This is a genomic window from Pseudomonas sp. B8(2017) (assembly GCF_002113575.1).
In the GTDB taxonomy this organism is placed as follows: Bacteria; Pseudomonadota; Gammaproteobacteria; order Pseudomonadales; family Pseudomonadaceae; genus Aquipseudomonas; species Aquipseudomonas putida_Z.
Map to the genome: position 1 here is coordinate 144,774 of NZ_NEIO01000011.1, position 25,178 is coordinate 169,951.

Here is a 25,178-nt window from a genome sequence, read left to right on the forward strand (position 1 = left end):
CCGCTCCCACAGGGATATCACTGAACCTGAGGGCAGTGGTGTACCTGTGGGAGCGGGCGTGCCCGCGAAGAGGCCAGTACAGGCAACAAATACCTTCAGGCCCTGCGCGGGTTGAGGATCATCAAGGCCAGTACCCCCGCCACAATCCCCCAGAACGCCGAGCCGATCGAGAACAAGGTCAGCCCCGAAGCGGTAACCATGAAGGTGATCACCGCCGCCTCCCGCTCCCGCGCTTCGCTCATCGCCACGGTCAGCCCGTTCATGATCGAGCCAAACAGCGCCAGCGCCGCAATCGACAGCACCAGCTCTTTCGGCAGCGCCGCAAACAACGCCGCCAAGGTCGCGCCGAACACCCCGGCAATGCCATAGAAAATCCCGCACCACACCGCCGCGGTATAGCGCTTGGCCGGGTCTTCATGGGCATGCGGCCCGGTGCAGATCGCCGCGCTGATCGCCGCCAGGTTGACCCCGTGCGAGCCGAACGGTGCCAGCAGCAGCGAGGCAAAGCCGGTGGCCGAGATCAGCGGCGAGGCCGGCACCTGGTAGCCGTCCGCGCGCAGCACGGCCACACCCGGCATGTTCTGCGAGGTCATCGCCACCACGAACAGCGGGATGCCAATGCTGATGGTCGCCGCCAGCGAGAAGCTTGGCGTGGTCCACACCGGCGTGGCCGCTTCCAGGCGGAAGCCGCTGAAGTCCAGCAGGCCCAGGGCGCCGGACAGCACCGTGCCCACCAGCAACGCGGCCAGTACGCAGTAACGCGGCGACAGGCGCTTGACCAGCAGGTAGCTGAAGAACATGCCCAGTACCAGCAAGGTGCGGTGCTGGGCGGCAACGAAGATTTCGCTGCCGATCTTGAACAGGATGCCCGCCAGCAGCGCCGAGGCCAGCGAGGCCGGGATGCGCTTGACCAGGCGCTCGAAGCTGCCGGTCAGGCCACAGATCAGCACCAGCACGGCGCAGGTGATGTAGGCGCCGATCGCCTCGCCATAGCTGACCCCGCCCAGGCTGGTGATCAGCAGGGCGGCGCCGGGGGTGGACCAGGCCACGGTGATCGGTGTGCGGTAACGCAGCGACAGGCCGATGCTGCACACCGCCATGCCGATCGACAACGCCCAGATCCATGACGAAATCTGCGCGCTGGTCAGCCCGGCAGCCTGGCCGGCCTGGAACATCAGCACCAGCGAGCTGGTATAGCCGGTGAGCATGGCGATGAAGCCGGCGACCACCGCCGACGGGGAGCTGTCTGCCAGGGGCCGAAGGCGTGCGGAAGTGGCATCGGTCATGAACAAAATCCTTGTAAAGGTGTAAGCAGTTTTTTCAGACTACAGCGAGCAAGGTTGATCCTTGCCATACAGCGGCCATTGCTTTTAGCCGTACAGTCGCCAACTATTGGGCGCAAATGCAGAACTGCTTGGGAGTGGAGGGGTGATGTACAAGGTCTATGGCGACTACCAGTCGGGCAACTGTTACAAGGTCAAGCTGATGTTGAGCCTGCTGGGCCGGCCATATGAATGGCACCCGGTGGACATCCTCAAGGGCGAGACCGAAACGCCCGAGTTCCTGGCGATGAACCCCAACGGCAAGGTGCCGGTGCTGGGGCTGGAAGACGGCAGCTACCTGTGGGAGTCCAATGCCATTCTCAACTTCCTGGCCGATGGCAGCGAGTTTCTGCCCACCGAGCCACGCCTGCGCACCCAGGTGTTGCAGTGGCAGTTCTTCGAGCAGTACAGCCATGAGCCGTACATTGCCGTGGCGCGTTTCATCCAGTTCTACCTGGGGTTGCCAGACGAGCGCCTGGAGGAGTACCGCAAGCTGCACAAGGGCGGTTACAAGGCTCTGAGGGTCATGGAGCGCCAGCTGCAGATGACGCCGTATCTGGTCGGCGAGCAGTATTCGATTGCCGATGTGGCGTTGTATGCCTACACCCATGTGGCGCAGCAGGGCGGGTTCGACCTGGCCGACTACCCGGCAGTGAGGGCCTGGCTGGAGCGGGTCAGCAGCCATCCACGGCATGTGCCGATGGTGGGCTGATCTTTAGCCTGTACTGGCCCTATCGCCGGCAAGCCAGCTCCCACAGGTTCACCACAGGGCTGAATACTGTGGGATCCCTGTGGGAGCTGGCTTGCCGGCGATAGGGCCGGTACAGGAAACCTGCAAACTGTCAGGCCGAAGCGAACCGCTCATCCAGGTAGGCAATGATCGCCTTGGACTCATACATCCAGGTCACCTTGCCCGCTTCTTCAATGCGCAGGCACGGCACTTTCACCCGGCCACCACCTTCCTGCAGGGCTTGGCGGTGCGTCGGGTCGTTCTTGGCATCGCGCAGCGCCACCGGCACGTTCAAACGGTGCAGGGTACGGCGGGTCTTGACGCAGAACGGGCAGGCGTGGAACTGGTACAGCGCCAGGCCCTGGGCCGCTTGCTCGACGCGGGCTTGGGCGGCGGCGTCGCGCTTGCGCTTGGCCGGGCGGCTGATCCAGTCGCCGAACACGATGAGCTGGCCGAGGCCAACCCGCAGGGCTTTGACGATCATGGGCAACTCCTGAAATGAAAAAGCCGACCCGGCAGGGTCGGCTCGGGGTCAGCAGCCAATCACTTGATCAGGCTGAGGAACTCGCTGCGGGTGGCGGCGTTTTCGCGGAACTCACCCAGCATCACCGAGGTGATCATGGTCGAGTTCTGCTTCTCGACACCGCGCATCATCATGCACATGTGCTTGGCTTCGATGACCACGGCAACGCCGGCGGCGCCGGTTACCTGCTGCACGGCCTCGGCAACCTGGCGGCTGAGGTTTTCCTGGATCTGCAGGCGGCGAGCGTACATGTCGACGATGCGCGCCACCTTCGACAGGCCCAGTACCTTGCCCTTGGGCAGGTAGGCCACGTGCGCCTTGCCGATGAACGGCAGCATGTGGTGTTCGCACATCGAATACAGCTCGATGTCCCGGACCAGCACCATTTCGCTGTTGTCAGAGCTGAACAGCGCGTTGTTGGTGACTTCTTCCAGTGTTTGCTCATAACCGCGGCAAAGGTACTTCATCGCCTTTGCAGCCCGCTTGGGCGTGTCGAGCAGGCCCTCACGGGAGACGTCCTCGCCAATCTGGCTGAGGATCTCGGTGTAGTTCTGTTCCAGGGACATGGATCTACCTGTGGGAAAAAATCGCAAAAACGAAGGGTACGGCGGTGAGGGCGGCGCTGCAAGCGCGGCGTTACTCGTCGCGGCCTTCGAGCATGGTTCGCTTGAGCATCACATACACCGCGCCGGTGCCGCCGTGGCGGGCGTTGCACGAGGCAAAACCGAGCACCTGCGGGTGCTGGCGCAGCCAGGTGTTGACGTGGCTCTTGATCATCGGGCGCTTGCCGTCCAGGCGCGCGGCCTTGCCGTGGGTAACCCGCACGCAGCGTACTTCCAGTTTGGTGGCTTCGGCGATGAAGTCCCACAGGGTTTCGCGGGCCTTTTCCACGGTCATGCCATGCAGGTCGAGGCTGCCCTCGAACGGGATCTGCCCCAGCTTCAGCTTGCGCAGCTGGCCTTCCTGCACGCCGTCGCGGCGCCACAGCAGCTCGTCTTCGGCGCCAACGTCGATGACGAACTGGTCGGACATGCCGTCGATAACCAGCGCCTTGTCACTGCGCACGGTCGCCGCCTGGCGCAGGCCGGCCAGCTTCTGGCGGTCGGCCTTGGGCTTGCCGACTTCGGCGCGGTCGTGCGTGATCGGTTTGACACCGCGCACTTCGGCCTTGAACAGGGAAAAATCGTCGTCTTGCATGATGCCTCCACGTGGGCGGCGTAGTTTACGCGACTGTGGGGCCTTGTGCAGCCTGTGTGGACCCTATCGCCGGCAAGCCGGCTCCCACAGGATTACCAAGGGCCTGAGGACTTGTGGGGTACCTGTGGGAGCTGGCTTGCCGGCGATAGGGCCGGTACAGGTTTCAGTCATGCTTCTTCATCAGGTGCGGCGACAGGTTCAGTTCCCGCCCGCGGCGCAGGCGAATGCGGCTGCGCCGCCAGAAGCGCACGCCCAGCCACAGCAGCAGCAGGCCGGCCACGGTGAGGATGCCGGCCAGCGGTTTGTTGGCATTGAGCTCCGCCAGGGCAGGGTAGTTGCCCAGCAGGCCGGCGACCCCGGCCATCGCCAGCAGCACGCCAAGGGTCGCCAGCATGGCCGACAGGCCGGCCGCCAGGCGGGCGCCCCAGTTACGCGGTTCGCGCGGGCGCAGGCGCTTGGCGTCGAAACTGCCTTTGAGCTTCATTCCGCTCTCCTCTGTGGATATCCGGAATTCGACCTGGAGCCGCCCATCGGGTTCCGCCCGGCTGCCGGGCGGTTGTACCCAGCCGATCAGATCAGGCTGGCGGTGGGGGCCACGCAAGCGAAGTTGTCGGCCATCACGGCCATTTCGCACTGGTGGATCTGCGCGGCCGGGATCACCCCATCCTTGAATGCCAGGTCGCGGGTCGCCGAAGCGTCTTCCACCAGGGTGCAGCGGTAACCATAGTCCTTGGCGCGGCGTACCGTGGTGCTGACGCTGGAGTGGCTCATGAAGCCGCAGACGATCAGGTCCAGGTGGCCCAGCGCCTGCAGGGTCTCATGCAGTTGGGTGTTCTTGAATGCATTGGGCATGCGTTTTTCGATGACGATTTCGCCTTCCAGCGGCTCCAGCCCCGGAATGAACTGGCCGGCCGGCCCTTGTGGGTCGAAGCGGCCACCGACAGTGCCCAGGTGGCGAACGTGGATGATCGGACGGCCGCTCTTGCGCGCGGCGTCGAGCAACCTGGCGATGTTGGCCACGGCCTCGTCCATGCCCGACAGCGCCAGGGGCCCGCTGAGGTACTCCTTTTGCGCATCGATGATGATCAGGCTGGCGTGGCTCAGCTTGGCCGGCGGGTAGTCGCGGCCAGTGAGGCGAAACATCGTGGTTGGAACGGACATCAAGGGCTCCTTGGATAGGGCTTTTGTATACCTATTCTCCCCTGCCTTGGCGCCAATGGGAATGGTTGACAACGCAAGCGGCATGGTTACTGGCTTGTGGCTAGCCATTGGGTAAGGCAAAGGAACAAATGTGCGGGTGGGGCTGTTAGACTTTTGTCCGGTCTGAATTAGGAGTACCCCGTGATCACATCCCGCCTGCGCACGCTGCGCGACTACATCCGCTGGGCGGTCAGCCGCTTCCACGAGCACGACCTGTTCTTCGGCCACGGTGCCGACAACGCCTGGGACGAGGCCCGCCTGTTGGTACTGGGGGCGGTTCACCTGCCGTGGGAGGTGGCCGACAGCTACCTGGACTGCATGCTCGAGGACGACGAGCGGGTACGCCTGCAGCACCTGCTGAAGCGCCGTATCGAAGAACGCGTGCCGGCCGCCTACCTGCTGGGCGAGGCCTGGTTCTGCGGCATGTCGTTCATCGTCGACGAGCGCGTGCTGGTGCCGCGTTCGCCGATTGGCGAGCTGATCGAGAAACGCTTCGAGCCGTGGCTGGCGAGCGAGCCGGCGCGCATTCTCGACCTGTGCACCGGTTCTGGCTGCATCGGCATCGTTGCCGCCGACGTGTTCCCCGAGGCCGAGGTAGTGCTGGCCGACCTGTCGTTCGAAGCGCTCGAAGTGGCCAACCAGAACATCGAACGCCACGGCTTGGACGGGCGCGTGTACACCGTGCAGGGCGACGGCTTTGGCGGTTTGCCGGGGCAGCGTTTCGACCTGATCCTGTCCAACCCGCCGTATGTCGATGCCGAGGACTTCGACGACATGCCGGCCGAGTATCACCACGAGCCCGAGTTGGGCCTGGCCTGCGGCAACGATGGCCTGGACCTGGTGCGGCGCATGCTGGCCGAAGCAGCGGACCACCTGACCGACAAGGGCTTGCTGATTGTCGAGGTGGGCAACAGCCAGGTGCATGTCGAGGCGCTGTACCCCGAAGTGGACTTTGCCTGGCTGGAGTTCGAGCGCGGCGGGCATGGGGTGTTCATGCTGACTGCCGAGCAGTGCCGCCAGCATCAGGAACTGTTCAAGGCCCGGGTCTGAACCTGAAAGGGGCTGCTCTGCAGCCCAATCGCCGGCAAGCCAGCTCCCACAGGAATATCACAGGCCCGAGCATTGTGGTGGACTTGTGGGAGCTGGCTTGCCGGCGATGGCCGCAACGCGGTCTCAGCGCGTGGCAATCCAGATCAGCAACCCCGCCTGGAACACCGCAAACGCCACCAGGCAGGTGATGGTAAAGCGCAACCCGCTGTCCTCACGCTGGTACTTGGCAACCCGTTCATCCCGCTCACGCAGTTGCCCTTCCTTCTCCTGCAACTGCTGGTCAGCCTGCTGCAGCAGGCCGGCAGCATCCAGTATCCCCACTCGCTGCAAGCGCTCGCTGTTCCACGCGCCCTTGAGCTGGCCCACCGTCATTTCCACGGTACGGCCTTTCAGATGCTGGCTGTCCTCGTACTCCACCTCGATACCCATCCCGCGCAGGCAGTGGTCACGACGCAGGCGTGAGTCTTCGTTCAGCGCATCCTTGCTCGGCAGCGCCATGCCCTCGATCTGGTAGTGCGACCACTTGCGCTGCAGCCACTGCGCGGCCTGGGCCAGCAGGAAGCGGCCGATGCCACGGTTCAGCGGCTCCAGTTGCAGGCCATGTTCATTGCCAATGCGCACCAGGCGCGCGGTGTGGTCGACGCGAATGTCCAGGCGGTTCTGTTCCTTGTGCACCTTCTGCCCGGGCAGCTGGATTTCCATGCGCAACAGGCTGTGGGCCTTGTCGTGGCGTTCGGCATAGCCGAACTGCACAAAGCGCAGCGGCCGTGCGCCGGTGTTGCGGTCGGTGGGCAGGGCGGCCAGGCGCAACAGCTGGAAATGTTCGGCGGCCAGCTCGGCCCAGGGCAGGGCGGTGCTTTCCTCGGGCTCTTCGGCCGGCTCTACGGCGGCGGGGGCGGTTGTCATCAGGGCTTGTCCTTGGGTACGGGCATGCGGCAGGGGCTGCTGCGCAGCCCATCGCCGGCAAGCCAGCTCCCACAGGGACCGCAGGGCATTCAGGCCTATTGTGTTCCTGTGGGAGCTGGCTTGCCGGCGATGGGGCGCGCCAGCGGCCCCAAAGTTCCGCTAATACTGAAATATCGGCCGTACCGGCCAAGACCTGAGGGTCAGGCAGAAGGCAAATGCTGGATAAACGACACAATCTGCTCGCCAAGCTCCCTTGCCAGCGGCAGTTCAGGGTTGAGATAGCTGTCGCGCTGCTGGCTCATCGCCTTGGGGCTGATGCGCAGCATGTGGTTCATGCCATCGATCAGCACCAGTTGGGCATCCGGCTTGGCAGCCTTCAGCCGTTCGGCGTCGACCACCCCCACCTGCACGTCGTTGCGCCCCTGCACAATGAGCGCGGGCATGGGCAGGCGGGCAAAGGCCGCCGCCGGGTTCTGCTGGAACAGCGAAATCAGGTAGGGCTGCACGCTGGGGCGGAACACCTGGCGCAGCGGCGCCGGCACCTCCAGGCTGGTCTGCCCGGCCTGCAGGCGGTCGAGCAGGGCGCTGCCACCGGCCAGTTGTGCCGGCGGCAGGCGCTGGGCCAGCTGTTCGCGCAGCACCTCGGCCAGCGGCCGGCCGCTGCCGGCCAGGGTAATCACCGCGCTGGCGCCGGCCTGCTCGGCGGCCAGGCTGGCGATCAGCGCGCCTTCGCTGTGCCCGATCAGGATCAACGGGCCAAAGCGCGGGTCGGCCTTGAGCTTGTGGCTCCAGGCGACCACGTCGGCCACGTAGCGCTCCACGCTCAGGTCACGCTCGTCGGGCGTGGCCGGCTGGCTGGCGGCCACCCCGCGCTTGTCGTAGCGCACGCTGGCGATGTGCTCGTTGGCCAGCAGCAGGGCCAGGCGCTTGAGGTTGTCGACCCGGCCTGACGCCGGGTTGTTGCCGTCTCGGTCGGTTGGGCCGGAGCCGGCGATGATCAGCACCACCGGTGGCGGGGTGGGCTGTTGCGGCAGCAGCAGGCTGCCGTGCAGCACGCCCTGGCCGGTGTCGAGGTCGATCGGGCGTTGCAGCACGGTGGGGGCGGCGGCCTGGGCCAGACCGGTGCACAGCAGGAAGAAGAGGGCGACGAGGCGCGACATCATGCGGTACTACATGGGGAGATGAGGGTTTGACCCAGTGTTTGCGGGAAGGTTCTCGGGCCTTGCCTGGCAGGTTCGGCCTCTTCGCGGGCTCGCCCGCTCCCACAGGCTTACCACAGGCCCAAGTCGTGTGGGGTACCTGTGGGAGCGGGCGAGCCCGCGAAGAGGCCAGCACAGGCGATCAATCCATCTGTATAATGCCGCTTTCGTTCACTTCAGGCAGATCTCGCGGAGCGTCCATGTCCGGCAATACCTACGGCAAGCTGTTCACTGTCACCACCGCTGGCGAGAGCCATGGCCCGGCGTTGGTCGCCATTGTCGATGGATGCCCACCGGGCCTGGAAATTTCCCTCGCCGACCTGCAGCACGACCTCGACCGGCGCAAGCCCGGCACCAGCCGGCACACCACCCAGCGCCAGGAAGCCGATGAGGTGGAGATCCTCTCCGGCGTGTTCGAAGGCCGCACCACCGGCTGCTCGATCGGCCTGCTGATCCGCAACACCGACCAGAAGTCCAAGGACTACTCGGCGATCAAGGACCTGTTCCGCCCGGCCCACGCCGACTACACCTACCACCACAAGTACGGCATCCGCGACTACCGCGGCGGTGGCCGCAGCTCGGCCCGCGAAACCGCCATGCGCGTGGCCGCCGGTGCCATCGCCAAGAAATACCTGGCCACCCAGGGCATTACCGTGCGCGGCTACATGAGCCAGCTGGGCCCGATCGAAATCCCGTTCAAGACCTGGGAGTCGGTGGAGCAGAATGCTTTCTTCAGCCCTGACCCGAGCAAAGTGCCGGAGCTGGAGGCCTACATGGACCAGCTGCGCCGTGACCAGGACTCGGTGGGGGCCAAGATCACCGTGGTCGCCGAAGGCGTCATGCCGGGCCTGGGCGAGCCTATCTTCGACCGCCTCGACGCCGAACTGGCCCACGCGCTGATGAGCATCAACGCGGTCAAGGGCGTGGAAATCGGCGCCGGCTTCGCCAGCGTGGCCCAGCGCGGCACCGAGCACCGTGACGAGCTGACCCCGGAAGGCTTCCTCAGCAACAATGCTGGCGGCATCCTCGGCGGTATTTCCTCGGGCCAGCCGATCGTTGCCCACCTGGCGCTGAAGCCGACCTCCAGCATCACCACCCCGGGCCGCTCCATCGACATCGACGGCAACCCGGTGGACGTCATCACCAAAGGCCGCCACGACCCGTGCGTGGGCATCCGCGCCACGCCGATCGCCGAGGCGATGATGGCCATCGCGCTGATGGACCACCTGCTGCGCCACCGTGCGCAGAATGCCGATGTGAAGGTGAATACCCCGGTGCTGGGCCAGCTCTGATTCGCTTGCACTGGCCCTATCGCCGGCAAGCCAACTCCCACAGGATTACCACAAGCCTGAACATTGTGGGGTATCTGTGGGAGCTGGCTTGCCGGCGATAGGGCCAGTACCGGCAACCCCATAGGCCACCCCATGCAACCAATCCCCTACTGGCGCCTGTCCAGCTTCTATCTGTTCTACTTCGCCCTGCTCGGTTCCACCGCCCCGTTCCTGGCGCTGTACTTCGACCATCTGGGCTTCTCTCCAGCACGCATCGGCGAGCTGGTGGCCATCCCCATGCTCATGCGCTGCATCGCCCCCAACCTGTGGGGCTGGCTGGGTGACCGCACCGGCCAGCGCCTGCTGATCGTGCGCCTGGGCGCATTGTCGACCCTGGCCACCTTCGCCCTGATCTTCCTAGGCAAAAGCTACGCCTGGCTGGCGCTGGTCATGGCCCTGCACGCGTTCTTCTGGCATGCGGTGCTGCCGCAGTTCGAGGTCATCACCCTGGCCCACCTGCACGGGCAAACCGCGCGCTACAGCCAGGTGCGCCTGTGGGGCTCGATCGGCTTCATCCTTACCGTGGTCGGCCTGGGCCGGCTGTTCGAGTGGCTGAGCCTGGATATCTACCCGGTGGCGCTGGTCACGATCATGGCCGGCATCGTCGCCGCCAGCCTGTGGGTACCCAATGCCCAGCCGGTGGAGCAGGGCGAGCGCAGCGGCGCGGGCGGCTTCCTGCAGCAGCTGCGGGCGCCCGGGGTGATCGCGTTCTACGCCTGCGTGGCACTGATGCAACTCAGCCACGGGCCGTACTACACCTTCCTCACCCTGCACCTGGAACACCTGGGCTATGCCCGGGGTGCCATTGGCTTGCTGTGGGCACTGGGGGTGGTGGCCGAAGTACTGGTGTTCATGGCCATGAGCCGCATCTTCGCGCGCTTTTCGGTGCAGCAGGTGCTGCTGGCCAGCTTCGTGCTGGCGGCGCTGCGCTGGCTGTTGCTGGGCAACCTGGCCGGTGAGCCGGCGGTGCTGGTGTTCGCCCAGGTGCTGCATGCTGCCACCTTCGGCTGCTTCCATGCCGCCAGCATCGCTTTCGTCCAGGCAAGCTTCGGCGCCCGCCAGCAGGGCCAGGGCCAAGCGCTGTATGCGGCGCTGTCGGGCACTGGCGGTGCGCTGGGGGCGTTGTATTCGGGTTACAGCTGGAAACTGCTGGGGCCCACCTTCACCTTTGGTATGGCCAGTGCCGCAGCCTTGGCTGCAGCCGTTATCATTGCCCTTTGTTCGCAACCGACCAGGACCCGCCCCTGATGAGCATTCTCAGCGTTTTCCACCCCTCCAGCCCGGAACTGCCGAACAAGGTGCTGACCCACCACGACGACATCGCCGCCACCCTGGCCGAGCAGGGCGTGCGCTTTACCCAGGCCGAGCATGGCCTGCGGGTGCGCCCGGGCACGGCCCAGGACGAGGTGCTGGAGGCCTGCCGCGGGCACCTGGACCAGTTGATGACGGCGCATGGCAGCAAAGCCTTCGTGGTGCTCAACCGTGACGGCGAGGCCCCGGCGCAGGTGGATGTGCGCGATGAGCATGTGCATGACGCCGACGAGGTGTTTGCCGTGATCAGCGGGCGGGCGCAGGTTGGCCTGCGTTTGGGGGATTGGGTGTATTCGGTGCTGTGCGAGAAGGGTGACCAGCTGGTGGTGCCAGCGGGGACCCGGCGCTGGGTCGAGCTGGGCGATGCGCCGTTTTGCCTGGCGTTGCGGTTGTATGGCAGCGAGCAGGGGATGCAGCCGAGGTTTACCGGGGATGTGACTGCGCGGGCGTTTCTGGGCATTGATGAGTTGTGATGGCTTTGCCGGCCTCTTCGCGGGCTCGCCCGCTCCCACACGGATAGCGCTGCCCTCAGGCTCGGCGATATCCCTGTGGGAGCGGGCGAGCCCGCGAAGAGGCCAGATCAACCAACACAGAACTCAGCGATAAGTCGGCAAGGCAAACCGCTGCTGGCTCTGCAGCATCGAAATCACCGGCAGTTCACTGGCCTGTTCGGCCAGATCCCGGCGAATCGCACTGATCGCCCACGAAAGCTGTTCGGCACTGTGCAATTGCGTATAGGTCAGTACCCGGCGGGTGACCTTGCCATCAGCTGCGCGCAGGGTCAGCAGCACACCGCCGTCGGGCCGGGCCTGGGTATTTACCTGGTAGGCCGAAAATACCGAAACGAACTTTTCCTGGATGAGGTCCATATCAACTCCTGGCTGTTGCGTGGCAGACGTGAGTTGATTGTTGCAGTGACCGTGCCAGGAATTTTTTTCTGAAAAATCCCTTTAAATTCAGTCGTTTACGCATTTTTTTCCAAAACGCTGTCGTGCAAGCTGCACGGTCGTGCATTTTGCACAGTGCATATTGCACGACCCGTGGCCAGCTATCGGCCCGATAGAATCTGAACCTTTGACCCGGCAGCCTTGCCTGACAAAGACTTGGGCAACGATTTCTGCCAGGAGGTTCCAAATGTCCAGCCAACCCACGCCTGCCACCATGACTGACGACGAAACCGCCGCCTTCGCCGAGCAGGTGTTCGAACGTGCTCGCCAAGGCGATGCCGAGATGCTCGGGCGCCTGCTTGCCAGCGGCATGCCGGCCAACCTGCGCAACCACAAGGGTGACACCCTGCTGATGCTGGCCAGCTACCACGGCCACCACGACGCAGTGCGCGTGCTGCTGGCGCATGGCGCCGACCCGCTGATTGCCAACGATAACGGCCAGCTACCCATCGCCGGTGCCGCGTTCAAGGGCGACCTGGCCATGATCCGCCTGTTGCTGGAGCACGGCGTACCGGTGGACGCCGCCGCGCAGGATGGCCGCACCGCGCTGATGCTGGCGGCCATGTTCAACCGCAGCGAAATCCTCGACTACCTGCTGGCCCAGGGGGCCGACCCGGCCCGTCAGGATGCCCGTGGTACCACCGCGTTGATGGCAGCGCAAACCATGGGGGCCGTGGACGCCGCAGCGCGCCTGCAAGTGCTGGCCGGCTAACCGCAAGGGGGCATTTGCGGCTATCCTTGGCGACTTTTCACCCGTCGCAGGCCCCCTTTCATGAAAACTCAGTTGCTCGAATTCATCAGCCTCATTGGCGCTGGCTGCATGCGCGAGGAAGACATCGAGCGCATCGCCGACGAGGCCGCCCAGGCCTACGCCGACCCCGCCGCCTTCCTGGCCGCCAACCCCGACATCAACTACGACGACAGCTTCCCCATCCCGCTGGGCGAATGGGTGGTGCTGGGCAGCCTGCCGGACACCGTGGTGTTCCAGGCCGACAGCTACCAGGACCTGTTCCAGCAGATCAGCGATTCGTTCGACCAGAGTGTGCCGTTCACCCTCAAGCCCAAGCAACTGGCCCGCACCGAGCCGCTGACCGCACTCAACCGCATCCAGGTGCAGATGGGCGCTCTGAACAAAGAGGCCGGTGGTTATGTGCTGCTCAACTTCAGCCAGTTGCTGGATGACGAGCTGCAGATGGTGATGGTGGGGCAGAAAGACCTGGCGCGGGTGCTGGAGCTGGGGGCAGAGGTGGGGATCAAGGTCGAGCCTGCCCTGGAGGCATTGAAAGTGGCTGTACACATCTAAAGGCTGATGGCCCTATCGCCGGCAAGCCAGCTCCCACAGGATCACCACAGAGTTCGAAACCTGTGCTGTACCTGTGGGAGCTGGCTTGCCGGCGATAGGGCCGGTACAGTCAGCCCAGAACTTCAGCCCAGCGCGGTATCGAGGAACATCATCACCGCAAACCCACCCATCAACCCCAGGGTCGCCGCTGTCTGGTGCCCATTGCGGTGGGTTTCGGGAATCACCTCGTGGCTAACCACAAAGATCATCGCCCCCGCCGCCAGCCCCATGCTCACCGGGTAGGCCAGGGCAAAGCCGGTTGAAATCCCCAGGCCGATCACCGCACCCAGCGGCTCCATCAGCCCCGACCCGATCGCCACCAGTGCAGCCTTCAGGTTCGACAACCCGGTAGCGCGCAAGGCCAGCGCCACGGCCAGCCCCTCGGGGATGTCCTGGATGGCGATGGCGCTGGTCAGCGGCAGGCCGATGTTCATGTCGCCATTGGCAAAGCTCACGCCAATGGCCATGCCCTCAGGCAGGTTGTGCAGGGTAATCGCCAGCACGAACAACCACACCCGGCTGATGCGCTCGGCCTCCGGGCCGCACGGGCCGGTGCTTTCGTGTTCATGCGGGGTGAAGCGGTCCAGGCCCAGCATCAGCAGCACGCCCAGGCCCATGCCCAGCACCACGGTAAAGGCCGCGGCCGGGCCGTTGCCGGTAATTTCGCGGGCGGCATCCAGGCCCGGCAGAATCAGCGAAAACGAACTGGCCGCCAGCATCATGCCGGCGGCAAAACCCAGCATCACATCCTGGGTGCGCGCCCTGACATCGCGCAGCACCACCGCCAGCACCGCGCCCAGCGCCGTGGCGCCAAAGCCGGACAACCCGCCCAGTGCGGCCAGGTGCAGGTTCTCGGCGTGGTCGCCGTTCACTGCGTTCCACAGGCTTGCCCCCAGCAGTATCAGTACCACCAGCAGGCTCAGGGCCAGGCCGGCACCTATCCATGGGTTGTCGTGCATCTGTTGGCGCCAGGCGCTGACGGGCGAGGGCAGGGCAACGGGGTGGGTATGAGCGGGGGGCATGGCAACCTCGAAATCGATGGATACAGCAGTTTAAGCAGTGACCCGCGCAAACGGCCAAGGATTCCCTTCTATCGACGTGATAGCTGGCTATGCTGTGGCAAAGCCTCTGGACAGGAGTTTAGGCATGGGGTCGACGTTCAACAGCCTTGTCGGGCTGATCATCCTGGCGCTGGATATCTGGGCCATCCTCAATGTGATCAAGAGTGGCAGCGAAGTGGGCATCAAGGTGTTGTGGATCCTGCTGATCGCCTTGCTGCCGGTGGTGGGCCTGGTGATCTGGGCGATCGCCGGGCCGCGGGGGAATGTGCGGATCTGAATGGCTGTGCTGGCCCTATCGCCGGCAAGCCAGCTCCCTCAGGTACCCCACAATGCCAGGGCCTGTGGTGATCCTGTGGGAGCTGGCTTGCCGGCGATAGGGCCGGAACAGACAAAAGCGGCAACACCCCCGTGACAAAATTTTCACATTGGTTTAAACAGAATCCGCACCCGCACAATGCTGCGTTGGTATACACCTGCGCCATCTCCGCAAACCCGCAATCCTAGGACCTTCCCATTCATGGCTAACCCGGACGCCTTGAAGCAACGGGGCGCGCGAGCGTCGTTCTCGCCCACCCTGAAATCCCACCTGGCCTACACGCTGCTCAGCGGCCTGGTGATCATGCTGATGCTCAGCCTCGTGCGCCTGGCGCTGCTGGTCTACAACAGCGACATGATCGGCGATACCCCCAACGCGACCGTCGCCGAAGGCTTCCTCAACGGCTTGCGCTTCGACCTGCGGGTGGTGGTGTACATCAGCATTCCGCTGCTGCTGGCCATCCTCAGCCCCTGGGCCATGGCCCGGCGTGGCCTGTTCCGTTTCTGGCTGACCATCACCTCGAGCGTAGTGATGTTCCTCGGCCTGATGGAGATGGACTTCTATCGCGAGTTCCACCAGCGCCTCAACGGCCTGGTATTCCAGTACATCAAGGAAGACCCGAAGACCGTGCTGAGCATGCTCTGGTACGGCTTCCCGGTGGTGCGCTACCTGCTGGCCTGGCTGTTCGGCACCTGGCTGCTGAGCCTGCTGTTCAAGGGCATCGACCGCATGACCCGTGGCAATGGCGACGGCGAGGTCACTCTGCAGCGCCGCGCGGCGCCGTGGTACAACCGCCTGGCGGTGTTCATGGTGATCCTGCTGGTGGCCGTGGTCGCCGCCCGTGGCACCCTGCGCCAGGGCCCGCCGATGCGCTGGGGTGATGCCTTCACCACCGATTCCAACTTCGTCAACCAGCTGGGCCTGAACGGCACCCTGACCCTGATCGATGCTGCCAAGAGCCGCTTCGGCGAAGACCGCGCCAACATCTGGAAGCCGGTGCTGGAGCAGGACGTGGCCACGCAGAGCGTGCGCGAGCAGCTGCTGACCGCCAACGACACCCTGGTCGATGCCGACGAGGCTGCCATCCGCCGCGACTTCGTGCCGCCGGCCGAGCGCACCCTGCCGATCAAGAACGTGGTGGTGATCCTGATGGAAAGCTTCGCCGGCCACTCGGTGGGCGCGCTGGGCAGCCCCAACAACATCACCCCGTACTTCGACAAGCTGGCCAAAGAGGGCCTGCTGTTCGACCGCTTCTTCTCCAACGGCACCCATACCCACCAGGGCATGTTCGCCACCATGGCCTGCTTCCCCAACCTGCCAGGCTTCGAATACCTGATGCAGACCCCGGAAGGCGGCCACAAGCTGTCCGGCCTGCCAGCCTTGCTCAGCGCCCGCGATTACGACGACGTGTACGTCTACAACGGCGACTTTGCCTGGGACAACCAGTCCGGGTTCTTCGGCAACCAAGGCATGACCACCTTCATTGGCCGTAACGACTTCGTCAACCCGGTGTTCTCCGACCCGACCTGGGGCGTGTCCGACCAGGACATGTTCGACCGCGGCGCCGAAGAGCTGGCCAAGCACGATGGCAAGAAGCCGATCTACGCGCTGCTGCAGACCCTGTCCAACCATACCCCGTACGCGCTGCCCAAGGACCTGCCGGTAGAGCCGGTAACCGGCCAGGGCCGCCTGGACGAGCACCTGACCGCCATGCGCTATTCGGACTGGGCGCTGGGGCAGTTCTTCGAGAAGGCGCGCAAGGAGCCGTACTTCAAGGAAACTCTGTTCGTCATCGTTGGCGACCATGGCTTTGGCAACCACCAGCAGGTCACCGAGCTGGATCTGGGCCGCTTCAACGTGCCGCTGCTGCTGATTGCCCCGGGCATCCAGGAGAAGTTCGGTGCGGTCAACCACACCGTGGGTACCCAGGTCGACATCGTGCCGACCATCATGGGCCGCCTGGGTGGCCAGGCCCGTCACCAGTGCTGGGGTCGCGACCTGCTCAACCTGCCTGAGGGCGACCAGGGCGTGGGCATGATCAAGCCATCGGGCAGCGAGCAGATCGTCGGCCTGGTGCAGGGCGACCGCATCCTGATCGAGTCCAAGGACATGACCCCGCGCATGTACCGCTACCAGCTGGGCAGCGAGTTCAAGGCCGAGCTGATCGAAAGCCCGGACCAGCCGGAAATGCTGAAGAAGCTGGAAGCGTATATCCAGACCGCGACCAAGAGCTTGCTGGATAACACTGCCGGTGTAGTGCACGGCACGCCGAAGTAGATCGGGGCCGTTTCACGGCCCATTCGCGGGCACGCCCGCTCCCACAGGTACAGCACAGGTTTCGGACCTTGTGGTGGCCCTGTGGGAGCGGGCGTGCCCGCGAATGGGCCCAACACAAATCCCTCAGACTGAACATTCTCCCCACCTCAAGGTCACTTGTTTCAGGCATCACACACCCGGTGTTCGTTGACTTAGAGGGTTCGTTCAATGAAAGAGTGGGAAGTCATCTTTGCCGACCAGAAGGGCGTGCTCACCACCCTGACGCTGCACGGCGACCAGTGCCCCAGCGAGGAGGACGCCGCGCGGGCCATCCGTTCGCACCTGTTCCCGGTGATGGACGAGCTGGACCTCAACGACTTCCAGGACCGCACTGTTTCACCCACCGCACGCTGGCTCAAGGAACAGAGTGGCGTGACCATCACCAGCATCCACGAAACGCCCTGAACCACACGTTTGCGTGGTGCCCTGGCAGGCACTACGCTGCAAGAAGGTGCCGGCCTATTCTGCGGGTCGGCACCGCATCCCTTCGCGTCTTGCATCAGCTCGAACTGCCCGGCCGCTGCCGGCAGGTGCGTAGTGCACGGAAAGTCTATCCATCGCATTATTCAGGAGGACGTTTCATGAGCAGCCAGAACGACGATATCAGCAGCAACGTCCTGCGCCAGATGAAGGCAGGCGGTTTCGACTTCACCCAGATCCACCCCATCGAGTTCTACGCCATATTCCCCGACGAAGCAGGGGCCCGCCGCGCGGCCGGGCAGTTTCGCGGTGAATCGCTGAATGCCCAGGTCAAGGAGCTGGGCGACGGTGCCTGGCATCTGGAGCTGAGCAAGGTCATGTATGCCACCCATGGCGGGATTGGCGACTTCGAAGAGGCCTTCGAGCAGCTGGTGACACCTTATGGCGGTGAGGTGGAAGGGTGGGGGGTCAAGCAGGAGCGGCCCATAGCCTGAGAGTTTTGTGTTGCCTTCTTCGCGGGCTTGCCCGCTCCCACAGGTATCTCACGGCCTTCAAGCCTGTGGTGATCCTGTGGGAGCGGGCAAGCCCGCGAAGAAGCACACACGGCCCTCAAGGCCTGCGCCCAGTCATATGCCTCAAATAGGCCAGCAATTCATCCAGCTCCGTTTCACTCAAGACACTTTCTGCAAACCCCGGCATCTTCGCCTGCGGCCACTGCCGCAGGCTCTGTGGGTCACGAATCAGCTGGCGTAGATATTCAGGCCGAAAATACTCGGTCGGGTTATGCGGCACATTCAGGTCCGGCCCCACCTGGGCATCCCCCGCGCCGTTCAGCCGGTGACACGCCAGGCAGTTCTGCTGGAACAAGGCAAAGCCCCGGCGCACCGGGCTGTCGGCCGGCAGCTTCGGGTCGGGCAGCAGCGCCGGAAAACGCGCCTCGACAGAAGCCAGCTTGCGAATCGTGGAAATCTGGAACGGCCACTGCTCCGGGCGGATGCCGCCTGCCTGCGGTGCAGTCCACACCAGGTAGAACGGCCCCGCACTCGGCTTGCCCTGGCCCAGTGGTGGCCACGGCCGGCCCGGCTCCTCCACCGCCAGCCAGGCCTGTGCCGGCCCGTGCTGCAACAGTGGCGCCGCCGGCATTTCGGCGGCAAAACCGTCCAGCGCCACCGCCTGCAGGTGGTCGCTGGCGTTCACGCCATCCAGCAGCGCGGCCAGCGGCACCGCCCGATAATGCATGGGCTGCTTGTAGGAAACGTCCTGGTCGATGCTGATGTCCCGGGCCTGCGGGTGGTCGAGCAGTTCGGCACTGCTCCACTGGCGCGTCGTGGAGCCCAGTTCAAGGTGCAGTTGCGCCGCCGACAGCGGCAGGCTCAGAAGCAACACTAACAGTGCAAGGCAGTGGCGCATGGATAATCTCCGACCATCAAGGCCAGCAGGTTACCTGTGCGTTGCCTGTTGGCGCCACAGCGGCAGTCAGCCGAACAAACGTGTGAGGTTCGGCAGGATCAGCAGCAAAGTCGTGGCGAAGAGAATGAGCCCAGCTTGGCGAATTTTCGATTGTCTGAACATGGCGGACCGCCTTCTTGTTGTTATTCCTGAATACCCGTTGGCTTCCCTGTCGCGCTTCGGGTCGATCGCAGTGGCGTTGCGTGACGCCTGAACTGCCTGCCTCTTGAAAGTGGATATACAACCAACAGTAGGGTGTGCGTCATCCATGTTTGAGAACCCTTTGTTCTAATACTGTAGTTCGTTGATTTCGTCTGGCTATGAGGCCAAGTGCCAGCCAGCTGGCATGCTCTGGCTAGACGGTGGCGCAAGTGCCAGCAGGGCACCGACGAAATGTGACCGTTCGTCAGTGCGGCCTACTTGCTTGTACGTGCCTTTCGCGTCAGTCTCTACAGCAGATTCCCACCCATGTCGTTCAGGACTACCCCTATGTCGTTACGCATCTGCATCCTTGAAACCGATGTCCTGCGACCGGAGTTGACCGCGCAGTACCAGGGCTACGGCAGGATGTTCGAGCAGCTCTTCTCGCGTCAGCCGATCGCCGCCGAATTTCGTGTGTACAACGTGATGAATGGCGATTACCCCGCCGACAACGAAGTGTTCGATGCCTACCTGGTGACGGGCAGCAAGGCCGACTCGTTTGGTACCGACCCGTGGATCCAGACCCTCAAGGTCTACCTGCTGAAGTTGTACGAGCGTGGCGAGAAGCTGCTGGGTGTGTGTTTCGGCCACCAGTTGCTGGCGTTGACCCTGGGTGGCAAGGCCGAGCGTGCCGAGCAGGGCTGGGGCGTGGGTATCCACCGCTATTCGCTGGCGGCCCATGCGCCGTGGATGGACCCGGAGGTGTCGGAGCTGACCTTGCTGATCAGCCACCAGGACCAGGTGACCGAGCTGCCGGAAGGCGCCACGGTGATCGCCTCCAGCGATTTCTGCCCGAACGCTGCGTACCACATTCGTGACCAGGTGCTGTGCTTCCAGGGGCACCCCGAGTTCGTGCACGACTACTCCCGCGCACTGCTCGATGCGCGCCAGCAGTATCTGGGTGATGAGGTGTACCACAAGGCCGTGGCTAGCCTGGCCACCGAGCACCAGGGCGACCTGGTGGGGGAGTGGATGTTGCGGTTTATCCAGCACCCGGTGAGCAAACACGACGCGGCGTGAGGGGCCGGGGGCTGCTTCGCAGCCCAATCGCCGGCAAGCCAGCTCCCACAGGGGCATCACAGGCCTGAGACTTGTGCGGTCCTTGTGGGAGCTGGCTTGCCGGCGAAAGGGCCGCAAAGCGCCCCGACAATCTCAAAGCCAGCCCGATTTCTTGAAGCTGGCATACAACCCCGAACACCCCGCCGCAATCACCCCCAGCACCCCGAAGTACCCATAGTGCCACCCCAGCTCCGGCATGTTCTCGAAGTTCATCCCGTAAACCCCGGCAATTGCCGTGGGGAACGCCAGGATCGCCGCCCAGGCTGCAAACTTGCGCTGCACGATGCTCTGCCGTGACGACTCCAGCAGCATGCCGATCTCGATGGTCTGGCTGGCGATGTCGCGGATGCCTGCCAGGTCCTCCATCTGCCGCGTCACGTGGATCTGCACATCACGGAAGTACGGGCGCATGTTCTTGTCGATGAACGGGAAGCTCAGGCGCTGCAGTTCCTCGCTCACTTCCACCATCGGTGCCACGTAGCGGCGCAGGCGCAGGATGTCGCGGCGCAGGCTGTGCAAGCGGCGGATATCGTCCTCTTGCAGCGAACCGCCCAGAACGCTCTGCTCCAGCTCTTCGATCTCGCCATGAATGGCCTCGCTGACCGGCTGGTAGTTCTCGGTGACAAAGTCGAGCAGGGCGTACAGCACGAAGTCTTCGCCGTGCTCCAGCAGCAACGGCCGCGCCTCGCAGCGCTGGCGCACCAGGGCATAGGATTTCGAGTGGCCGTTGCGGCAGGTGATAATGTAGCCGTTGCCGGCGAAGATGTGGGTTTCGATGAACTCCAGCTTGCCTTCGTGGCGCACCGGCGAATAGGTGACGATGAACAGGGCGTCGCCAAAGGTTTCCAGCTTGGGCCGGCTGTGCTTTTCCAGGGCGTCTTCGATAGCCAGTTCGTGCAGGTTGAACTGGCACTGCAGGTTGGCCAGCTCCTCTGCGTTGGGCTCTTCCAGGCCGATCCATACAAAGTGCCCCGGCTTGCGCGCCCACTCGCTGCCTTCATCGATGCTGATGTTGGTGACCTTTCTGCCGGCGCTGTACACCGCCGATGCCACGACTCGACCCATGGTTGTTCGCTTATTCCGGTTGGACACGGGTTACAGCTTGGGCTGTAGTGGGCTCAAGAGCAACCTAGCGCTTGGCCAGTTCCCCTTCCATGCGGTCGATGCATTGCTGCATCTGCCCCCGGCACTGTTCGATCAGCGCCGGCAGGTCCTGCAGGGTCATGCCCGCCGTGGCGATCGGTGGCAGCGAGCGCACGATCACCGTGCGCTGGCGCCAGCTGTTCAGGCTCAGGCGCCCGGCATAGCGGCTGACGCATACCGGCACGATCGGCACACCGGCCTCGATGGCCATGTGAAACGCGCCTTTCTTGAAGGCCAGCAGGTGCTCGCCGGGATTGCGCGTGCCTTCGGGGAAAATCCAGATCGAGGTATCGTCCTGCAGCACCCGAGTGGTCTTCTGCATGGCCTTGCGTGCCTGGTAGGCGTTCTTGCGGTCGACCAGCACGTTGCCACCCAGCCAGAACAGCTGGCCGAACAGCGGGATCCAGCCCAGGCTTTTCTTGCCGATGGCGACGGTGCGCTGCGGCACCACCTGGCCTAGCACGAACAGGTCGAAGTTGGACTGGTGGTTGGCGACGATCACGCAGCCTGGCGGCTGATCCCACAGCGGACCGACTTCGGCCTTGACCCTGATGCGCATCAGCCAGGTGGCCGGCAGGCTGTAGAGGCGGGCGAACAGGCGGCTGTTGTCGGGGTTGAAGGGACGGCACAGGCCAATGACCAGGCCCAGGGTACCAACCACAAGGAAATGCAGCGCCAGCAGGAACATGCGCAATGAATAAAGCATGGTACGACTCACACCAGACAGTCGTCGGGCAGTGTACGGATGTGCACTGGTTGGGGCAAACCCTGGTGCAAGCCTGCTGCGGCCTCTTCGCGGGCTTGCCCGCTCCCACAGGTACAGCGTTGCCCTCGGCTCTGGCGCTGTCCCTGTGGGAGCGGGCAAGCCCGCGAAGAGGCCGGCCCGGCTAACCCATATGCTGCTGGTCCAGTTCGATCGCCTTGTCCAGCGCTTCCAGCAGCCCTTTGCGCACCTTCAGCTTGGTGTTCTTGTGCGCCAGCATGTTCAGCTTCTTCAGCTCTCGCGCCGCCGCCAGTGCCGCTTCCTGCAACTGCTCGGCCGGCACGACCTTGTCGAGGAAGCCTGCGTCCACCGCGCCCTGCGGGTCAAACACCTCGGCATTGATCACCGAGCGGTGGAAGGCCGAGCGGCGCAGGCGGTCGCGGGCCAGTTCGATACCGGCATGGTGCATGGTCATGCCGATCTGCACTTCGTTCAGGCACACCTTGTACGGCCCTTCGACGCCAATGCGATAGTCGCCCGACAGCAGCAGGAAGGCACCCTTGGCCACGGCATTGCCCGGGCAGGCGACTACCACCGGGAACGGGTGCGAAAGCAGGCGGCGGGCGAGGGTGGAGCCGGCGGTGACCAGGCTGACTGCTTCCTTGGGGCCGCTGGTCATCACCTTGAGGTCGTAGCCGCCAGACAGGATGCCCGGCTGCCCGGTGATGATCACCACCGCACGCTCCTGCGTGGCGCGGTCTAGCGCGGCGTTGAAGGCGGCGATGACGTCTGGCGAGATGGCGTTGACCTTGCCGTTGTTCAGGGTCAGGGTAACGATGCCGTCTTCGGCGTGGTAGGTAATCAGCTCGCTCATGGCAGAGTCCTTTTGTTGGCGTGGCGACGACGTTACCCAGCGCCAGGGGCGAGGTAAAGCAGTAAGGCTGACTGGTCGGTCAGCGTTCGCCGGGGCTCAAATGCAAATGCATGAAAAAATTGAAAAAAATGCTTGCCAAAGGGAAGGTCTTTCACTAAATTAGCGCACCTCGACAGGCTGCAAGGCTTGAAGAGAAACGGTGAAGTGTCCGAGTGGTCGAAGGAGCACGCCTGGAAAGTGTGTATACGAGAAATCGTATCAAGGGTTCAAATCCCTTCTTCACCGCCACATTCTACGAAGAGCCCCCGAGCTGAGAAGCCGGGGGCTTTTTGTTTTTGGGGCCTTTGGGGGCCGCTTTGCGGCCCTTTCGCGACACAAGGCCGCTCCTACAAGCGTGCGCGGTCTCCTGTAGGAGCGGCCTTGTGTCGCGAAAGGGCTGCAAAGCAGCCCCAAAAAATCTAGAAGGTAACCGAAGCCGAAAGCCGAGCCGTCCGCGGCGCCCCCTGGAACAGGTAGTTATCCCCCAGGTAATCCCCCACATCGCGCCAATAACGCTTGTCGAACACGTTATCCACAGTCAGCCGCAGCACCGTGTCATACCCCCCGATACGCGTGCGGTAGCGGCTACCCACATCGAACACCGTATACCTACCAACTTCCACATTCCCCGCCTGGCTCGCATACTTGCTGGCGCTGTAGCGCGCCCCGCCCAGCAGTGCCAAGCCCGGTACCGGCAGGGTGTATTCCGCCTGCAGCGCCGCCCGGAACCTGGGCACGTTGATCGCCTGGTGGCCTTCATAGGCATCGGTATCGCTGTTCTGCACCCGCGCCCGAATCGCCGCAGCGCTGGCCTGCACCTGCAGGTTCGAGGTCACCCAGCCGCTGGCGCCCAGTTCCAGGCCGGTGTTCTTCTGCTGGCCTTGCTGCACGTAGGTGAAGTGGCCGGCGCCGTCCGGGCGGGCGTACTGGTATGCCTGGCGTATCTGGAACAGTGCGGCGCTGAAGCTCAGGCCTTGCCAGTCATGCTTGAGGCCCAGTTCCAGTTGGTGCGAGGTCGTCGGTGCCAGGATTTCGAATTTGTTCTCGGCGAACCACGGTGCGGTGCCGCCTGCCGACAGGCCTTTGGAATAACTGGCATATACCGTGGTATCCGGCTGCGGCTTGTAGATGAGCGCGGCGTTGGGCAGCAACTCGTACTGCCGGGTATGGCGACCGGCAACGCCGTCCTCATTCCAGGTTTTCTCGTCCAGGCGTACTTCACGGGCACCCAGTACGGTCTGCCAGTGCTCGTTGAAGCTGATGCGGTCGCTCACGAACAACCCGTACTGGCGGCTGTCCAGGCGACGTTCGCTAGACCTGATGGGCTTGTCGGATGGATCAAAGGCCGGTGCACCCGTGTAGATGTTGCCTGTACCTACCCATTCCATATAGCTGGGGCGCTGATCCAGCGTGCGCCGCTGCGCACTGGTGCCCACGGTCAGCTCATGCCCCACGCCCAGCGCATCGAAACGCCCGTTGAGCATGGCCTGCGCCTCGTCGGTACGGCGGGTGTCGTCGGGGCTGCGGAAGTCGTAGATGTCGTAGTCGCCGTTGCTGCCGAAGAACGCGCCTTCGCTCGAACCCCAGGCAAACGAGCTGTAGTCATCGATAACCACCTTGCTGCGCGAGGCGCTCAAGGTCCCGGTCCAGGCTTCGTTGAAACGGTACTCGAAGCGCCCACCCAGGTTCAGCGAATCGTTCTGCACCGGCTTGGCCCAGTGTTGGTAGGCCAGGCGGTCGTCGGGGTCGATGCCATGGGGTACTTCGCTGCCACCGAGCAGCTGGTAACCCGGCACCGAGCGCTGTTCGCGGTGCTGGTATTCGGCATCCAGCTGCAGGGTGGCATCCGGGTTGATCTGCCAGTCGAAGGCCAGCGAGGCGAAGTCGCGCTTGCCGTCGGCGTGGTCGACGTAGGAGCGGATGTCTTCATGGGCCAGGTTGGCCCGCAGGCCGAACTGCCGCTCGCTGCCGAACCAGCCGCCCAGATCGGTGGCCAGGTAGCGCTCGCCTTGTTCGTTGGTCGAGACCGTGACGCTGCGCACGTCTTCGGCGCGCTTGGTCACGTAGTTGATCAGGCCGCCCGGCTCCGACACGCCGCTCTGCAGCCCGGACAAACCCTTGAGCAGCTCCACCTGCTGCTTGTTCTCCAGGGCCACGTTCTGCTCGCCGGCGATGGTCTGGCCATTGATACGGTAGCTGCTGGTGGCATTCAGCTCGAAGCCGCGCACGTTGAAGTTTTCGTAGTAGCCGATGGGGGCATAGCTTTCACCCACCGAGGCGTCGCTTTGCAGCACCTCGCTGAGCTGGCGCACCTGGCGGTCTTCCAGCAGTTGCTGGTTGAACACGCTGATCGAGGCCGGGGTGTCGAGCAGGGGCGCGGGCTGGAAGCCGCCTACTGCTGCCTGGCGTGCCTGGTAGCCGTCGTTGGTGTAGGTGTCGGACACCTGCAGCGGGGCCAGTAGCACGCTGTCTTCGGCAAGCACATGGGGGCAATGCAGGGCCAGGCCCAGGCTGAGCAGGCTCAGGGGGAGGCGGGGGT

General features: G+C 64.0%; 28 protein-coding genes and 1 tRNA gene. 13 read left to right on the top strand and 16 right to left on the bottom strand.

Translation table 11 applies throughout. The annotated features are described in order from the left end of the window. Nucleotides 1-95: 95 nt before the first annotated feature. A complete protein-coding gene (locus CAG22_RS17140) occupies nt 96-1,286 on the bottom strand; it encodes a benzoate/H(+) symporter BenE family transporter (protein ID WP_084785075.1) in 1,191 nt (396 codons plus the stop codon). A 145-nt stretch (nt 1,287-1,431) separates the two neighbouring features. Between CAG22_RS17140 and CAG22_RS17145 the strand changes: the two genes are divergently transcribed. Next, a complete protein-coding gene (locus tag CAG22_RS17145; RefSeq protein ID WP_061302973.1) occupies nt 1,432-2,034 on the top strand; it encodes a glutathione S-transferase family protein in 603 nt (200 codons plus the stop codon). A 130-nt stretch (nt 2,035-2,164) separates the two neighbouring features. Here CAG22_RS17145 and CAG22_RS17150 read toward each other — a convergent pair whose 3' ends face one another. The 5 genes from CAG22_RS17150 to CAG22_RS17170 all read right to left on the bottom strand — a co-directional run bounded on the left by CAG22_RS17150 (nt 2,165) and on the right by CAG22_RS17170 (nt 4,933). Further along, complete coding sequence (locus CAG22_RS17150; RefSeq protein ID WP_075044087.1) at nt 2,165-2,536, bottom strand: glutaredoxin; 372 nt, start codon at nt 2,534-2,536, stop codon at nt 2,165-2,167. Nucleotides 2,537-2,595: 59 nt separating this feature from the next. Further along, the gene (gene folE, locus CAG22_RS17155) at nt 2,596-3,141 is read right to left on the bottom strand and encodes a GTP cyclohydrolase I FolE (protein WP_013971502.1); all 546 of its coding nucleotides are present in this window, start codon (nt 3,139-3,141) and stop codon (nt 2,596-2,598) included. 70 nt (nt 3,142-3,211) lie between these two features. Beyond that, nucleotides 3,212-3,772, bottom strand: a complete 561-nt coding sequence (locus tag CAG22_RS17160; protein ID WP_024086499.1) for a Smr/MutS family protein — start codon at nt 3,770-3,772, stop codon at nt 3,212-3,214. A gap of 163 nt (nt 3,773-3,935) precedes the next feature. Then, entirely contained in the window at nt 3,936-4,256 is a 321-nt protein-coding gene (locus CAG22_RS17165) for a hypothetical protein (RefSeq protein WP_024086500.1), read from the bottom strand. An 86-nt stretch (nt 4,257-4,342) separates the two neighbouring features. Then, a complete protein-coding gene (locus tag CAG22_RS17170; RefSeq protein ID WP_025338152.1) occupies nt 4,343-4,933 on the bottom strand; it encodes a cysteine hydrolase family protein in 591 nt (196 codons plus the stop codon). Between the two features lie 180 nt (nt 4,934-5,113). Between CAG22_RS17170 and prmB the strand changes: the two genes are divergently transcribed. Next, the gene (prmB, locus tag CAG22_RS17175) at nt 5,114-6,022 is read left to right on the top strand and encodes a 50S ribosomal protein L3 N(5)-glutamine methyltransferase (protein ID WP_015269350.1); all 909 of its coding nucleotides are present in this window, start codon (nt 5,114-5,116) and stop codon (nt 6,020-6,022) included. Between the two features lie 123 nt (nt 6,023-6,145). Here the strand turns inward: prmB and CAG22_RS17180 are convergent, their stop codons facing one another. Next, nucleotides 6,146-6,928 (bottom strand): hypothetical protein, encoded by a 783-nt coding sequence (locus tag CAG22_RS17180; protein ID WP_085665305.1) that lies wholly within the window; start codon nt 6,926-6,928, stop codon nt 6,146-6,148. 200 nt (nt 6,929-7,128) lie between these two features. Next, on the bottom strand, nt 7,129-8,091 hold the full coding sequence (locus CAG22_RS17185) for an alpha/beta hydrolase (protein WP_085705845.1): 963 nt from the start codon (nt 8,089-8,091) through the stop codon (nt 7,129-7,131). A 236-nt stretch (nt 8,092-8,327) separates the two neighbouring features. Between CAG22_RS17185 and aroC the strand changes: the two genes are divergently transcribed. The 3 genes from aroC (at nt 8,328) to CAG22_RS17200 (ending at nt 11,242) form a co-directional block, all read left to right on the top strand. After that, a complete protein-coding gene (aroC, locus tag CAG22_RS17190) occupies nt 8,328-9,419 on the top strand; it encodes a chorismate synthase (protein ID WP_025338155.1) in 1,092 nt (363 codons plus the stop codon). A gap of 132 nt (nt 9,420-9,551) precedes the next feature. After that, entirely contained in the window at nt 9,552-10,706 is a 1,155-nt protein-coding gene (locus CAG22_RS17195) for an MFS transporter (RefSeq protein ID WP_085692431.1), read from the top strand. Next, on the top strand, nt 10,706-11,242 hold the full coding sequence (locus CAG22_RS17200) for an oxidase (protein ID WP_085590058.1): 537 nt from the start codon (nt 10,706-10,708) through the stop codon (nt 11,240-11,242). Before CAG22_RS17195 ends, CAG22_RS17200 begins: the two co-directional genes overlap by 1 nt. Before the next feature lie 123 nt (nt 11,243-11,365). On the opposite strand, the gene CAG22_RS17205 is transcribed toward CAG22_RS17200, so the two are convergent. After that, the gene (locus CAG22_RS17205; RefSeq protein WP_025338158.1) at nt 11,366-11,638 is read right to left on the bottom strand and encodes a DUF3509 domain-containing protein; all 273 of its coding nucleotides are present in this window, start codon (nt 11,636-11,638) and stop codon (nt 11,366-11,368) included. 265 nt (nt 11,639-11,903) lie between these two features. Between CAG22_RS17205 and CAG22_RS17210 the strand changes: the two genes are divergently transcribed. Together CAG22_RS17210 and CAG22_RS17215 are read left to right on the top strand one after the other, a co-directional pair. Next, nucleotides 11,904-12,428, top strand: a complete 525-nt coding sequence (locus CAG22_RS17210; RefSeq protein WP_085590060.1) for an ankyrin repeat domain-containing protein — start codon at nt 11,904-11,906, stop codon at nt 12,426-12,428. A gap of 60 nt (nt 12,429-12,488) precedes the next feature. Further along, complete coding sequence (locus tag CAG22_RS17215; protein ID WP_075044091.1) at nt 12,489-13,019, top strand: hypothetical protein; 531 nt, start codon at nt 12,489-12,491, stop codon at nt 13,017-13,019. Nucleotides 13,020-13,141: 122 nt separating this feature from the next. On the opposite strand, the gene CAG22_RS17220 is transcribed toward CAG22_RS17215, so the two are convergent. Then, nucleotides 13,142-14,080, bottom strand: a complete 939-nt coding sequence (locus tag CAG22_RS17220) for a ZIP family metal transporter (RefSeq protein ID WP_085705846.1) — start codon at nt 14,078-14,080, stop codon at nt 13,142-13,144. Nucleotides 14,081-14,204: 124 nt separating this feature from the next. Between CAG22_RS17220 and CAG22_RS17225 the strand changes: the two genes are divergently transcribed. The 4 genes from CAG22_RS17225 to CAG22_RS17240 all read left to right on the top strand — a co-directional run bounded on the left by CAG22_RS17225 (nt 14,205) and on the right by CAG22_RS17240 (nt 17,665). Then, nucleotides 14,205-14,396, top strand: coding sequence for a PLDc N-terminal domain-containing protein (locus CAG22_RS17225; RefSeq protein WP_012271091.1), 192 nt, complete (start codon nt 14,205-14,207; stop codon nt 14,394-14,396). Between the two features lie 240 nt (nt 14,397-14,636). Continuing rightward, nucleotides 14,637-16,712 carry an LTA synthase family protein gene (locus CAG22_RS17230; RefSeq protein WP_025338163.1) on the top strand — a complete coding sequence of 692 codons (2,076 nt, stop codon included), beginning with the start codon at nt 14,637-14,639 and terminating at the stop codon, nt 16,710-16,712. Between the two features lie 207 nt (nt 16,713-16,919). Then, nucleotides 16,920-17,156 (top strand): hypothetical protein, encoded by a 237-nt coding sequence (locus tag CAG22_RS17235; protein WP_025338164.1) that lies wholly within the window; start codon nt 16,920-16,922, stop codon nt 17,154-17,156. Nucleotides 17,157-17,332: 176 nt separating this feature from the next. Continuing rightward, a complete protein-coding gene (locus tag CAG22_RS17240) occupies nt 17,333-17,665 on the top strand; it encodes a ribonuclease E inhibitor RraB (protein ID WP_003260395.1) in 333 nt (110 codons plus the stop codon). Nucleotides 17,666-17,780: 115 nt separating this feature from the next. Here CAG22_RS17240 and CAG22_RS17245 read toward each other — a convergent pair whose 3' ends face one another. Further along, on the bottom strand, nt 17,781-18,581 hold the full coding sequence (locus CAG22_RS17245; protein ID WP_085590066.1) for a cytochrome c: 801 nt from the start codon (nt 18,579-18,581) through the stop codon (nt 17,781-17,783). Between the two features lie 66 nt (nt 18,582-18,647). Next, nucleotides 18,648-18,890, bottom strand: coding sequence for a hypothetical protein (locus tag CAG22_RS27860; protein ID WP_128637193.1), 243 nt, complete (start codon nt 18,888-18,890; stop codon nt 18,648-18,650). Between the two features lie 219 nt (nt 18,891-19,109). Here CAG22_RS27860 and CAG22_RS17250 point away from each other — a divergent pair, with 219 nt between their 5' ends. Next, the gene (locus CAG22_RS17250; protein ID WP_085705847.1) at nt 19,110-19,841 is read left to right on the top strand and encodes an amidotransferase; all 732 of its coding nucleotides are present in this window, start codon (nt 19,110-19,112) and stop codon (nt 19,839-19,841) included. Nucleotides 19,842-19,973: 132 nt separating this feature from the next. Here CAG22_RS17250 and CAG22_RS17255 read toward each other — a convergent pair whose 3' ends face one another. The 3 genes from CAG22_RS17255 to CAG22_RS17265 all read right to left on the bottom strand — a co-directional run bounded on the left by CAG22_RS17255 (nt 19,974) and on the right by CAG22_RS17265 (nt 22,600). Beyond that, nucleotides 19,974-20,945, bottom strand: a complete 972-nt coding sequence (locus CAG22_RS17255) for a magnesium and cobalt transport protein CorA (RefSeq protein ID WP_085590070.1) — start codon at nt 20,943-20,945, stop codon at nt 19,974-19,976. A gap of 64 nt (nt 20,946-21,009) precedes the next feature. Further along, entirely contained in the window at nt 21,010-21,729 is a 720-nt protein-coding gene (locus tag CAG22_RS17260; RefSeq protein ID WP_025338167.1) for a 1-acyl-sn-glycerol-3-phosphate acyltransferase, read from the bottom strand. Nucleotides 21,730-21,910: 181 nt separating this feature from the next. Further along, nucleotides 21,911-22,600: a crotonase/enoyl-CoA hydratase family protein gene (locus CAG22_RS17265; RefSeq protein WP_085590072.1), complete on the bottom strand. Its 690-nt coding sequence runs from the start codon at nt 22,598-22,600 to the stop codon at nt 21,911-21,913. 198 nt (nt 22,601-22,798) lie between these two features. On the opposite strand from CAG22_RS17265, the gene CAG22_RS17270 reads away from it, so the two are divergent. Next, nucleotides 22,799-22,888 (top strand) — tRNA-Ser (locus CAG22_RS17270). 170 nt (nt 22,889-23,058) lie between these two features. Here the strand turns inward: CAG22_RS17270 and CAG22_RS17275 are convergent. Then, on the bottom strand, nt 23,059-25,178 hold a 2,120-nt coding region (locus CAG22_RS17275), incomplete at its 5' end, for a TonB-dependent siderophore receptor (protein ID WP_085705848.1).

What these genes read in the sequence shown, in the direction of transcription:
- CAG22_RS17140 (WP_084785075.1), bottom strand. Translation starts at nt 1,286, where the DNA reads ATGACCGATGCCACTTCCGCACGCCTTCGGCCCCTGGCAGACAGCTCC.
- CAG22_RS17145 (WP_061302973.1), top strand. Translation starts at nt 1,432, where the DNA reads ATGTACAAGGTCTATGGCGACTACCAGTCGGGCAACTGTTACAAGGTC.
- CAG22_RS17150 (WP_075044087.1), bottom strand. Translation starts at nt 2,536, where the DNA reads ATGATCGTCAAAGCCCTGCGGGTTGGCCTCGGCCAGCTCATCGTGTTC.
- folE (WP_013971502.1), bottom strand. Translation starts at nt 3,141, where the DNA reads ATGTCCCTGGAACAGAACTACACCGAGATCCTCAGCCAGATTGGCGAG.
- CAG22_RS17160 (WP_024086499.1), bottom strand. Translation starts at nt 3,772, where the DNA reads ATGCAAGACGACGATTTTTCCCTGTTCAAGGCCGAAGTGCGCGGTGTC.
- CAG22_RS17165 (WP_024086500.1), bottom strand. Translation starts at nt 4,256, where the DNA reads ATGAAGCTCAAAGGCAGTTTCGACGCCAAGCGCCTGCGCCCGCGCGAA.
- CAG22_RS17170 (WP_025338152.1), bottom strand. Translation starts at nt 4,933, where the DNA reads ATGTCCGTTCCAACCACGATGTTTCGCCTCACTGGCCGCGACTACCCG.
- CAG22_RS17180 (WP_085665305.1), bottom strand. Translation starts at nt 6,928, where the DNA reads ATGACAACCGCCCCCGCCGCCGTAGAGCCGGCCGAAGAGCCCGAGGAA.
- CAG22_RS17185 (WP_085705845.1), bottom strand. Translation starts at nt 8,091, where the DNA reads ATGATGTCGCGCCTCGTCGCCCTCTTCTTCCTGCTGTGCACCGGTCTG.
- aroC (WP_025338155.1), top strand. Translation starts at nt 8,328, where the DNA reads ATGTCCGGCAATACCTACGGCAAGCTGTTCACTGTCACCACCGCTGGC.
- CAG22_RS17195 (WP_085692431.1), top strand. Translation starts at nt 9,552, where the DNA reads ATGCAACCAATCCCCTACTGGCGCCTGTCCAGCTTCTATCTGTTCTAC.
- CAG22_RS17200 (WP_085590058.1), top strand. Translation starts at nt 10,706, where the DNA reads ATGAGCATTCTCAGCGTTTTCCACCCCTCCAGCCCGGAACTGCCGAAC.
- CAG22_RS17205 (WP_025338158.1), bottom strand. Translation starts at nt 11,638, where the DNA reads ATGGACCTCATCCAGGAAAAGTTCGTTTCGGTATTTTCGGCCTACCAG.
- CAG22_RS17210 (WP_085590060.1), top strand. Translation starts at nt 11,904, where the DNA reads ATGTCCAGCCAACCCACGCCTGCCACCATGACTGACGACGAAACCGCC.
- CAG22_RS17215 (WP_075044091.1), top strand. Translation starts at nt 12,489, where the DNA reads ATGAAAACTCAGTTGCTCGAATTCATCAGCCTCATTGGCGCTGGCTGC.
- CAG22_RS17220 (WP_085705846.1), bottom strand. Translation starts at nt 14,080, where the DNA reads ATGCCCCCCGCTCATACCCACCCCGTTGCCCTGCCCTCGCCCGTCAGC.
- CAG22_RS17225 (WP_012271091.1), top strand. Translation starts at nt 14,205, where the DNA reads ATGGGGTCGACGTTCAACAGCCTTGTCGGGCTGATCATCCTGGCGCTG.
- CAG22_RS17230 (WP_025338163.1), top strand. Translation starts at nt 14,637, where the DNA reads ATGGCTAACCCGGACGCCTTGAAGCAACGGGGCGCGCGAGCGTCGTTC.
- CAG22_RS17235 (WP_025338164.1), top strand. Translation starts at nt 16,920, where the DNA reads ATGAAAGAGTGGGAAGTCATCTTTGCCGACCAGAAGGGCGTGCTCACC.
- CAG22_RS17240 (WP_003260395.1), top strand. Translation starts at nt 17,333, where the DNA reads ATGAGCAGCCAGAACGACGATATCAGCAGCAACGTCCTGCGCCAGATG.
- CAG22_RS17245 (WP_085590066.1), bottom strand. Translation starts at nt 18,581, where the DNA reads ATGCGCCACTGCCTTGCACTGTTAGTGTTGCTTCTGAGCCTGCCGCTG.
- CAG22_RS27860 (WP_128637193.1), bottom strand. Translation starts at nt 18,890, where the DNA reads ATGGATGACGCACACCCTACTGTTGGTTGTATATCCACTTTCAAGAGG.
- CAG22_RS17250 (WP_085705847.1), top strand. Translation starts at nt 19,110, where the DNA reads ATGTCGTTACGCATCTGCATCCTTGAAACCGATGTCCTGCGACCGGAG.
- CAG22_RS17255 (WP_085590070.1), bottom strand. Translation starts at nt 20,945, where the DNA reads ATGGGTCGAGTCGTGGCATCGGCGGTGTACAGCGCCGGCAGAAAGGTC.
- CAG22_RS17260 (WP_025338167.1), bottom strand. Translation starts at nt 21,729, where the DNA reads ATGCTTTATTCATTGCGCATGTTCCTGCTGGCGCTGCATTTCCTTGTG.
- CAG22_RS17265 (WP_085590072.1), bottom strand. Translation starts at nt 22,600, where the DNA reads ATGAGCGAGCTGATTACCTACCACGCCGAAGACGGCATCGTTACCCTG.